The 2,113-nt window shown below is 53.1% G+C and carries 2 rRNA genes; both read left to right on the top strand.

The annotated features are described in order from the left end of the window. Nucleotides 1–1,810, top strand: a 23S ribosomal RNA gene (locus IEU85_RS08600); the annotation flags it as partial. A gap of 185 nt (nt 1,811–1,995) precedes the next feature. Beyond that, nucleotides 1,996–2,113 (top strand): 5S ribosomal RNA (gene rrf, locus IEU85_RS08595).

The raw sequence follows: 2,113 nt of genomic DNA, 5'->3' as shown, positions 1-2,113 counted from the left end.
GGGTGAAGCAGCAGGGTAACCTTGTTGTGGACTGTATGGAAGTGAGAATGCAGACATGAGTAGCGAAAGACGGGTGAGGATCCCGTCCGCTGGATGACTAAGGGTTCCAGGGCCACGTTCGTCGTCCCTGGGTGAGTCGGGTCCTAAGGCGAGGCCGACAGGCGTAGTCGAATGGATGAACGGGTTGATATTCCCGTACCGGCATGCAACCGATCAAACCCGAGACTAGTATACTAACCTCCATCTCATGCTGAAGATAATTTCGGTTGTTGGATGTGTGTGGTGTTGGGATCTTGCTGGCAGTAGGGGAGCATGGGAGTGACACAGGATGGTAGCCGACTGCGGTGGTGGTTATCCGTGGTTAAGCGTGTGGCCTGTTTTCTAGGTAAATCCGGGAAACATTAAGGGTGAGGCGTGATGATGGGAGTCTTTTGGCTCGATATTCGGTGATCCAATGCTGTCGAGAAAAGCTTCGATGTGAGGGTGTATGGTGCCCGTACCCTAAACCGACACTGGTGGTCAGGTAGAGAATACTAAAGCGAGCGAGTGAATCCTGGTCAAGGAACTCGGCAAATTACTCCCGTGCCTTCGGTATAAGGGAGACCCCTGATAGTGAGCATGCTTGCTGTGGGAGCTGTTGGGGGTGGCACAAGCCAGGGGGTAGCGACTGTTTACCAAAAACACAGGAGCGTGCGAAGACGTAAGTCGCTGTATACGCTCTGACGCCTGCCCGGTGCCGGAAGGTTAAGAGGATCCATCATCTCCAGTTTGGAGGGTAGTGGTGAATTTAAGCCCCGGTAAACGGCGGTGGTAACTATAACCATCCTAAGGTAGCGAAATTCCTTGTCGGGTAAGTTCCGACCTGCACGAATGGCGTAACGACTTCCCCACTGTCTCGACCAGGAGCTCGGCGAAATTGCAGTACGAGTAAAGATGCTCGTTAAGCGCAGAAGGACGAAAAGACCCCGGGACCTTTACTATACCTTGGTATTGTCGTTCGGTGTTGATTGTGTAGGATAGGCGGGAGACTGTGAACCTTGGACGCTAGTTTAAGGGGAGTCGTTGTTGAAATACCGCTCTGTGAATATTGGACGTCTAACCTCGAACAGTTATCCTGTTCAGGGACAGTGCCTGGCGGGTAGTTTAACTGGGGCGGTTGCCTCCTAAAGAGTAACGGAGGCGCTCAAAGGTTCCCTCAGCCCGGTTGGCAATCGGGTGTTGAGTGTAAGTGCACAAGGGAGCTTGACTGTGAGACTGACGGGTCGAGCAGGGACGAAAGTCGGAACTAGTGATCCGGTACCGGCGCACGGGCGCGGTATCGCTCAACGGATAAAAGGTACCCCGGGGATAACAGGCTGATCATTCCCAAGAGTCCATATCGACGGGATGGTTTGGCACCTCGATGTCGGCTCGTCGCATCCTGGGGCTGGAGCAGGTCCCAAGGGTTCGGCTGTTCGCCGATTAAAGCGGCACGCGAGCTGGGTTCAGAACGTCGTGAGACAGTTTGGTCTCTATCCTCTGCGCTCGTTGGAATATTGAGGAGTCCTGCCCATAGTACGAGAGGACCTGGGTGGACGAACCTCTGGTATGCCAGTCGTCACGCCAGTGGCGTGGCTGGTTAGCTACGTTCGGATGGGATAACCGCTGAAAGCATCTAAGCGGGAAGCCTTCTCCAAGATAAATATTCCTAACCAAACTCCTTTGGGGTTTGGTGTGAGACTCCATGAAGAACACGTGGTTGATAGGCTGGATGTGGAAGCACGGTAACGTGTGGAGCTGACCAGTACTAACAGTCGAAAGACAACACACAATATCATTTCACTACAAGACAGTAGTAGCAAACACTCAGACAACACAACATAATATACTGCGCTAAACACCATGTATGAAAGCAACACTAGCAAGCAACCTCGCGTCTACTAGCCGGTCCCCAACCCACCAACACTACTCTTGTATTACACAAGAGTGATAACCGAATCTATAATCTAGTTTTTCCGTGGTGGTCATGGCCCGGGGGACATGCCCAGTCTCCATTCCGAACCTGGAAGCCAAGACCCGGCACGGCGATGGTACTGCACTCGGTAGGGTGTGGGAGAGTAGCACACCGCCACGG

It is taken from the genome of Galliscardovia ingluviei, from assembly GCF_014635685.1.
Lineage (GTDB): Bacteria > Actinomycetota > Actinomycetes > Actinomycetales > Bifidobacteriaceae > Galliscardovia > Galliscardovia ingluviei.
This window is presented reverse-complemented; position numbering and strand designations above follow the sequence as displayed.